Source organism: Bacillus sp. AR13-1, from assembly GCF_008042285.1.
Taxonomy (GTDB): domain Bacteria; phylum Bacillota; class Bacilli; order Bacillales; family Bacillaceae_G; genus Bacillus_A; species Bacillus_A mycoides.
In genome coordinates this window covers 61,965-70,230 of the sequence record NZ_QNUA01000004.1, presented here as the reverse complement: position 1 = coordinate 70,230, position 8,266 = coordinate 61,965, and the positions used below count along the sequence as shown (strand labels likewise).

The 8,266-nt window shown below is 36.7% G+C and carries 4 protein-coding genes; 1 reads left to right on the top strand and 3 read right to left on the bottom strand.

The features are described from left to right. Window positions 1-2: 2 nt before the first annotated feature. The 3 genes from DN408_RS01705 to DN408_RS32380 are packed head-to-tail and all read right to left on the bottom strand — an operon-like array spanning window position 3 to window position 5,990. Window positions 3-4,559: a non-ribosomal peptide synthetase gene (locus DN408_RS01705; RefSeq protein ID WP_078178493.1), complete on the bottom strand. Its 4,557-nt coding sequence runs from the start codon at window positions 4,557-4,559 to the stop codon at window positions 3-5. 14 nt (window positions 4,560-4,573) lie between these two features. Further along, window positions 4,574-5,836 (bottom strand): MFS transporter, encoded by a 1,263-nt coding sequence (locus DN408_RS01700; protein WP_078178494.1) that lies wholly within the window; start codon window positions 5,834-5,836, stop codon window positions 4,574-4,576. Window positions 5,837-5,858: 22 nt separating this feature from the next. After that, window positions 5,859-5,990 carry a DnaB-like helicase N-terminal domain-containing protein gene (locus tag DN408_RS32380; protein ID WP_003192741.1) on the bottom strand — a complete coding sequence of 44 codons (132 nt, stop codon included), beginning with the start codon at window positions 5,988-5,990 and terminating at the stop codon, window positions 5,859-5,861. A gap of 550 nt (window positions 5,991-6,540) precedes the next feature. Between DN408_RS32380 and DN408_RS01690 the strand changes: the two genes are divergently transcribed. Beyond that, entirely contained in the window at window positions 6,541-7,710 is a 1,170-nt protein-coding gene (locus DN408_RS01690; RefSeq protein ID WP_078179272.1) for a serine hydrolase domain-containing protein, read from the top strand. Window positions 7,711-8,266 lie beyond the last annotated feature (556 nt).

Here is an 8,266-nt window from a genome sequence, read left to right as displayed (position 1 = left end):
CTTTACACCCTCTTCTTTGTTAATTTAAGTAATACTTTGCTCAAGCTTTCTTCCGTAAGATCCTCAGCATCAGCAAAATCTGATACTGTAAAAGCTGACTCTGTTGTTGGTTTATTAATAAGTTGAAGAAGATGCCTCAACATACCATCTGCTATCGCTTGAATTTTTAATCTAGAAAACTGTTCTCTACTATATATCCAAACAAAATGTAACTTCTCATCTTTTACCATACCGATAACCTCAATTAGATGAGATGGCTTGGAATCTGGAGCATGATCTAAAAATGTAAACCCTGTCTCTTGCATAAACAAAGATTCTTTTGAAAACACTTGATCAAATTGGCCCAAATAGTTAAAGCTTATTGAAGGCTTTTGCTGATAAAACGGAAGTAATTCTTTTTTCAAGTAACGTAAAATACCATAATCAACTCCGCGATTCGGAATTTGACGCAATTGATCTTTTACAGCCTTTAATCCTTCAATAGGTGTTTTAGTTCCTTGAAAATTCAGATGAACAGGATAAATACTCGTGAACCAGCCCACTGTCCGTGATAGATCAATACCTTCAACCATCTCTTCTCTCCCGTGTCCTTCTAGATGAATAGAAACCGTTTGCTGATTTGTAAAATCGACGATAGCTTGTCCTAATGCCGCCAATAGTACCTCATTTATCCTTGTCTTATGAGTCACTGGAACTTCTTGTAACAATGCATGTGTTTCTTCTACTCCTAAAGTCCTCGTCACTTGATCAATCGATTCTTCTGTTGTTTCTTGCATTGGATAGTCCATTGGAATTTTCATCGTTTCTTTTTCTACCCGTTCATTCCAATAATCTTGTACTTCTTTTGAAACACCCGAATCACTGTATGCCTGCAGGCGTTCCGACCACTCTTTAAAAGATGTACTTTTCGCAGGTAGGCGAACTCCTTGACCTTGTTTCATCTGGTTATATACCACCTGTAAATCTTCCAATAGAATTCTCCACGATACTCCATCTACTACTAAATGATGAATCACCCAGAATATTCGATCATTTCCAGACAAGGTGTCCTCAAAGTAAACTACTCTCATTAACGGACCTGTAACTAAATTGAAACTAGTTTGAGTAATGTTCATCTCTTCTTGTATTACTTTATTCCACGCTTGTTCATTAGCTTTGTTCCGTTTTACCACATGAAGTACAGAATGCTCATCAGTCCTTTCATTTCTCTGCCTCCACGTTCCATTTGGTAACTGTTCGTACCGGAAACGTAAAGCATCATGATGTTTTAGTAAGTTTAAGATCGCTCCTTCTAGTAACTTCACGTCCAATCTCTCTTTTACTCTTAAAAGCATTGATTGATTCCAATGCTCCGGACGTGAATGTTCTTGCTCGAAGAACCAGTACTGAATTGGAGTAAGGGGCACTTCTCCTGTCACAATTCCCTGCTCCGCTTGCACTCCCTGCGTTTCTATAGCCACTTGTGCCAACTCGGCAATGGTTGGGCATTCAAACATTTGCTTTGGAGTAAGTTTTAACCCCACTTGACTTGCTTGAGATATGATTTGAATACTGAGAATCGAGTCACCACCAATTTCAAAGAAATTATCATAGATTCCCACCTTTTTAACACCTAACACATGCTTCCAGATGGTAGCCAGTATCTGTTCGTTACTATTCCGAGGGGCAACAGCTTCACTTTTAATCTGCTTTTCCTCCGGCACAGGTAAGGCCTCACGATCAACTTTACCGTTAGCTGTAAGTGGAATAGCTTCCATCGTCACAAATCCCGAAGGGACCATATAGCTCGGTAGTTTCGCTTTAAGGTACTCTCTCCACGCACCTACATTTCCATCTCCTACAACATATGCTACTAATCGTTTATCACCCGGTTGATCTTCTCTTACAATTACAACTGCCTCTTTTATAGATGCATATGCATTTAAAGTAGACTCAATCTCCCCAATCTCAATTCGGAAACCACGTATTTTAACCTGATGATCAATTCTTCCACGATAATCCAGATTCCCATCCGGCAAATACCTCGCTAAGTCTCCTGTCCGGTATAATCTTGCTTTCGAATCACTACTAAATGGATGAGATATAAAGCGCTCTGCTGTTAATTCAGGTCTATTTAAATACCCACGTGCAAGCCCTGCCCCGCCAATATAAAGCTCACCATCTACACCTATAGGAACAGGTTGTTGATAGGCGTCTAGTATATACACTTCTAAATCTGGAATTCGTTTTCCGATATTACTTCTTGAAGCATGCTGCACATCATCTAGAGTAATCGGATAATATGTAACATGAACTGTAGTTTCTGTAATTCCATACATGTTAATTAACTGCGGTTCTTTCTCACCATATCTTTGAAACCATGGTAACAAGCTAATAGGTTCTAACGCTTCTCCACCAAATATCACATAACGCAGCTGCAAGTTTTTATTCTCATCTTCTTGTTCACACACCTGTATTAATTGTCGAAATGCGGAAGGCGTCTGATTTAGAACCGTGACTTCTTCCTCTACCAATAGTTGATAGAAATCCTTAGGCGATCGACTAATCCAGTAAGGAACAACAACCAGTTTTCCACCATACAATAATGCTCCCCAAATTTCCCATACTGAGAAATCAAATGCATAAGAATGAAAAAGCGTCCAAGTATCTTTTTCATTAAACTGATACCAACATTCCGTTGATTTAAATAAACGAATAACATTGTGATGCTCTACCATGACGCCCTTCGGATTCCCTGTTGATCCCGAAGTATAGATTACGTAAGCTAGGTGTTGAGGATTTACATTAGAAATCGGTAAAGTCTTACTTTCTTGCTCAATCTCATCACGATCACGATCAAGACAAATCGATTTTATATTTTCTGGTAACCATTTCAATCCTTTTAAACTTTCTTGCGTTACAACTAATTGAATGCTAGCATCTTCTAAAATATACTGAAGTCGCTGCTCTGGATATGTTGGATCAAGTGGAACATAAGCTCCACCAGCCTTCAAAATCCCCAAAATGCCTATAATCATTCCCAGAGAACGTTCAACACAAAGGCCCACCAAAGAATCGTGTCCTATTCCTTTTTTCTGTAGATAATGTGCTAACTGATTTGCACGTTCATTTAGCTCTCTATAGGTAATCCTCTCCTTTTCATACATAACTGCAATAGCATTTGGATAAATCATCGCTTGCTGTTCAAACAATTCATGAATGGTTGCATGATATGGAAAGTCAAGCTTTGGTTCATTGAACTCTACTAAACTTTTTCTTTTATCTTCTTCTGAAATAATTTCAATCTCAAAAACTTTTTGCTTTGGGTTTTTAAATGTATTTTCTATTATTGCTAACATGGTTTTAAAAAAGCGGTTTATCTCTTCTTTAGAAAATAGCTCTTTACGATAGTCAATATGTACTTGTAAAGAGTCTATATCAGTCAAATTCTCAATATGTACTGCAAAATCTTGCATTTCTTCACCATTTGGAATCCAAAGTGAGTCACCACTTTCATCACGATCTCTATAATCAATCGTAGTTCCGAAAAGTCTAACATTGCTGTTGTTCTCTTTATTAATCTGCTTTAATAACAAATCAAATGGAAATTTCTGATGTCGTAATGATTTACTTTGTTTTCTGGACACTCGACCAATAAATGAAAGCACTTCTTCTTCAGGGGCGATATCCATTCTTAGAGGAACTGTACTCACCATCATTCCAATTAATTCCCGCTCCATTTTAGTCATACGATTGCCATAAGCCATTCCTAATGCAATATCAAGCGACGAGGTCCACCGATAAATCGACAACGAAAACGCTGCAACAAAAAGAGAATATACACTTAATTTATAATCTTCAGAAAATAACTCTATCTTTTTCTTCAAATGCTCCGATAATATAAACGTTTCACGTGATGCTTTGGTACTAACTTGGGACGTATTATAAGGCTTCAATCCCGTCACAGATGGAATTGTTTTAAATTCCTCTAACCAGAATTTTTGATCTTTTTGAAAGCGAATACTATTCAAGTATGTTTGTTCATTGGCCAGAAATTGAACATATGAATTTCTAATTTCGCCTTCCTCAGTCTCGTTATGCATCTCATAATAATATTTTGCAATCTGACTGGTAAATATTTGGATTGATAAACCATCCATGATAATATGATGAACATTCCCAAAGACTGCACATTCATTATCGTTTAATTTTATTAAAGCGAAATAGTATAAATCTGAATTAAATAATGTAAACGTTTCTTTTGTTTTCTGCTCAATCCATTTCTCAAGCAAATCTGAATCCTCCACGGAACTGAAATCGAAAAACTCAAATTCTTGTTCTTCATGTTTAATAAAATATTGTTCAGGTTCCTGAAGCCCATTTTCTTTTAATCTGATGCAAAGACCATCATTTTCACTAATAACACGATTCACAACTCGATTTAATTTTGAATAATCCATTTTTCTATGAAGTTTAAACAAAAACCTTAAATTACATATCCCTTTACCGGAATGAATAACTTCTGTATACCATATTCTCCTCTGTGGATGACTTAACGGATAACATTCCTCATTGGCCATAAAAAATCTTCCCTTCAAAAATTATTTACTCTTACAGGTTCTTGTTTATGTGTAACCCATAAATATTTCTGTAGTGCAACCCCAATTACTGCAATGATGATGAGCCCAATACCCACATAAAAATAGAGTTCAATTACTCCGAAAAAGTGAACCAGTGGACCGCTCATAGCAGGAGAAATAATGAGGGCTGCATTTGCTAAACTGCTTTGAATCCCAAATACTCTTCCGACCTGTTCTTGATGAGATTCTATTTGTAGAATGACTTGATTGGATACAAACATAAGTCCACTTCCAATACCAGCTATAAAACTGATCAGATAGGCAAAAATGAGGGATGCATCAGGACTTATCAGAGTTATCAGACTTATTCCTCCAAAGCCAATTCCCATTAAAGCAATACCTCCACATATTACCCAACCATATTGAAAATGTTTTAATTTCTGAGTTAAGAATGCGCCAATTATTCCCCCAAGACCAATAATAGAAATGATGTATCCCATTTTACTCTTATCATTTGGGAACAAGCTCTTAAATAAAGTAGGGAACTGTGAGTCTACTAATTGTAATACTGCCATAGCTATTGTAAAGAAAATCATGGTTGATAATATCATCCGATTGGATAATACATAACCCCAGCCTTGTAACCAAGCAGTCCAAGTACTTTGCTGTTTCTTTTCTATATGTTCTCTTGACAGAGATTCCTGTAACCTTATTGTGGGCAACAGAACCAAAGCAGCTAGTAAACAGCATATTGCCCTTATAATCAGACAAAACTCTGGCTGAAACCAGCTCAGTAACATTCCTCCTATAAGTGGGCCCAGTATCTTGGTTCCTTGCTCAACTATCCCATTGATACTTACTGCTTTGGTAAGCAGATAAGGAGAAACAATCTGTCGTGTTAGTGTTTGCTGTGCAGGATAGTAAAAAACGGTGAAAATGGAACGAACCATTAATGCTAACAAAAGCCAATGAATATTTTGGACAAATAAAAGAACAATTGTTAATAAACCAACCATTAGATTACAAAACATCATAATTGGAATTTTTCTAAAGCGATCAGCAATCACGCCTGCCCATGAACTAAATATAATCCCAGGAAGTGCATACGCAACAGGAATTAATCCAATCATGGTGGGGTCTACTTCCCATTCAAAACTAACAATGGTCATAATGGCTAACATGTCAATAAATACTCCGAGCATAAGCAGTGAATACGCAGAGAAAACTTGTAAATAAATTGTATTTCCCCATAGACTTTTTGATTCGGTAATTTTCATAAAAACGAGCTCCTTAAGTTTACTAAATAGGGACGATAGAAACTAATTGGGTGGAATAAGAGACTTCTCCCGCCTCTTCAACCCTATTCTTTTTTTGCAGTTCGTTTGTGATGGTAATGAAATCAATAGCTTGCTTTGACTTTCTCAAAGACACTAACGCTCTAAAAGTGAGATATTGACTAACAATTAAATCATAACACTCCTATTAATGGGATTATTTTCTAAAAATAATATAGAAAACAATGAATATTCCGATTATTATTTTCTGAAAACCAGAAATATTTCTATAAAACAACTAAATTAAGATTAAATCGTATCGCAGATTTTAAATAATATTAATAAATAGAATCTATTTTAAACGTAAGAAATTTGTAAGGAATGGGTAAGGAAAAAGAGAGTTTCATTGTATAGGATAAAAATATTACGAGGCGTGAAAGGCGGAACAGATATGACTTATATATGAAAAACAAACTAGTAACAAAAGTGTTTCAAGGAAAAGAAGTAATTTCTGTGGTTTACAAACATGTGAAAAAAGAGAGATTTACCGTTTGTTAGGGCAGAATGGCGTTGATAAAATAATACTTATGAAGATGATTACAAATTCAATGTTGACCTTTTGTAATCGGTGAAGATGATAGCTGTGTGGTTAGTATGAAACAGCAAGCAACCACCTATACAATATGAATAGAGGAGAGGAATGCCTTATGAAAACACGTAGTCAAATTACATGTGCAAGTCTGGCCCTTTTAATAGCTGGAAGTTCTCTATTATATACAACACCAACCTCAATTGTAAAAGCAGAGCCCACTCAGAATGTATCTAGTTCGTTACAAACAAATACTCAACGAGATCGTACTTCCGTCAAGCAAGCAATGCGGGATACATTGCAACTTGGATACCCGGGGATACTTGCTAAAACTTCTGAGGGTGGAAAAACGTGGGGGTATGCCGCTGGGATAGCGAATCTAAGCACCAAGCAATCAATGAAAACAGATTTTCGCTTTCGCATTGGCAGCGTGACGAAGACGTTCACCGCAACGGTTGTACTTCAATTAGCTGGAGAGAACCGCTTGAATCTAGACGACTCCATCGAAAAATGGTTGCCTGGTGTCATTCAAGGAAACGGATATGATGGTAACCAGATTACTATCCGGCAGATATTGAACCATACAAGTGGTATCGCTGAATACTCAAGGTCAAAAGACGCTGATTTTATGGATACAAAAAAATCGTATATGGCTGAAGAGTTAGTGAAGATGGGGATTTCTCTGCCCCCAGACTTTGCCCCAGGAAAGGGTTGGTCTTATTCAAACACAGGATACGTATTACTGGGTATTCTTATTGAAAAAGTAACCGGAAACAGCTATGCGGAAGAGATTGAAAATCGGATTATTGAACCGCTTGAATTATCGAATACATTCCTACCTGGCAATTCAAGCGTTATTCCAGGCATCAATCATGCCCGTGGATATGTCCAACCAGACGGAACAAGTGAGCTAAAAGACGTTACTTATTATAACCCAAGTGTAGCTAGCTCAGCTGGAGATATGATTTCTACTGCTGACGACTTAAATAAATTCTTCTCTTACTTGCTCAGTGGCAAATTACTGAAAGACCAGCAACTAAAACAAATGCTTACTACAGTTCCTACAGGAAAAGAAGGAATCGATGGATATGGTCTTGGAATCTATGAAACTAAGCTTCCAAGCGGTGTCTCGATATGGGGACACACAGGTGGCATTCTAGGGTTTACTACTCTTGTTGGAGGTACACTTGGAGGCAAGCATACGTTGGTCGTCAATTGGAATAGTTTGGGTAGAACTGACAGTCCTAATCCTTTTAAAAATATTTTACTTGCTGAATTTAGCAAGTAGGAAAAAAGGAAAAATTTATCGTAGTTTTCATAGTTAAAAATATACTTTTCTGGTTCAAGAGCCCCAATTTATTTTCAAGAAAAATTTGGGACTTTTTTTGTTTTGGTGGCGTTTATTCTTCTTAAGTTGATGGATGTACGGTGCTACCCCATGCCCATCAACTTAAGAAGTTGGTTGTTCCCCAAAATGAAAAAATGAATTGAACTTTCATAAATAACTGTAGGGATATAAAATTTTCGTTTTCTTTCTTTTTTGGTGTAAAAAGTGTTTTATTACATGATAAAAAGCACCCTACACAAGGATGCTCTTAATGTGATAAGGAGTTAGATATGAGTGAATAAGGAACAACGCAGGGTTGTACCTATACTTGTCCTTATCAAAAGGTTACATAATAACAGCACCCGTTTCCACGAGTACTTTGGTAAAAAAGGGATTAGATGAAATATAACTTGTTTTATACTATATGCTTGTCTCTTTTAAAGTGTGAAAATGAAAAAGAGCACTCTCCTTAAGTGCTCTCTCGCAAAGAGTATCGGTAATTATATTTGCAACCGTT

Excerpts from the sequence above, each read along its gene's own strand:
- DN408_RS01700 (WP_078178494.1), bottom strand. The coding sequence starts at position 5,836 with ATGAAAATTACCGAATCAAAAAGTCTATGGGGAAATACAATTTATTTA.
- DN408_RS01690 (WP_078179272.1), top strand. The coding sequence starts at position 6,541 with ATGAAAACACGTAGTCAAATTACATGTGCAAGTCTGGCCCTTTTAATA.
- DN408_RS01705 (WP_078178493.1), bottom strand. The coding sequence starts at position 4,559 with ATGGCCAATGAGGAATGTTATCCGTTAAGTCATCCACAGAGGAGAATA.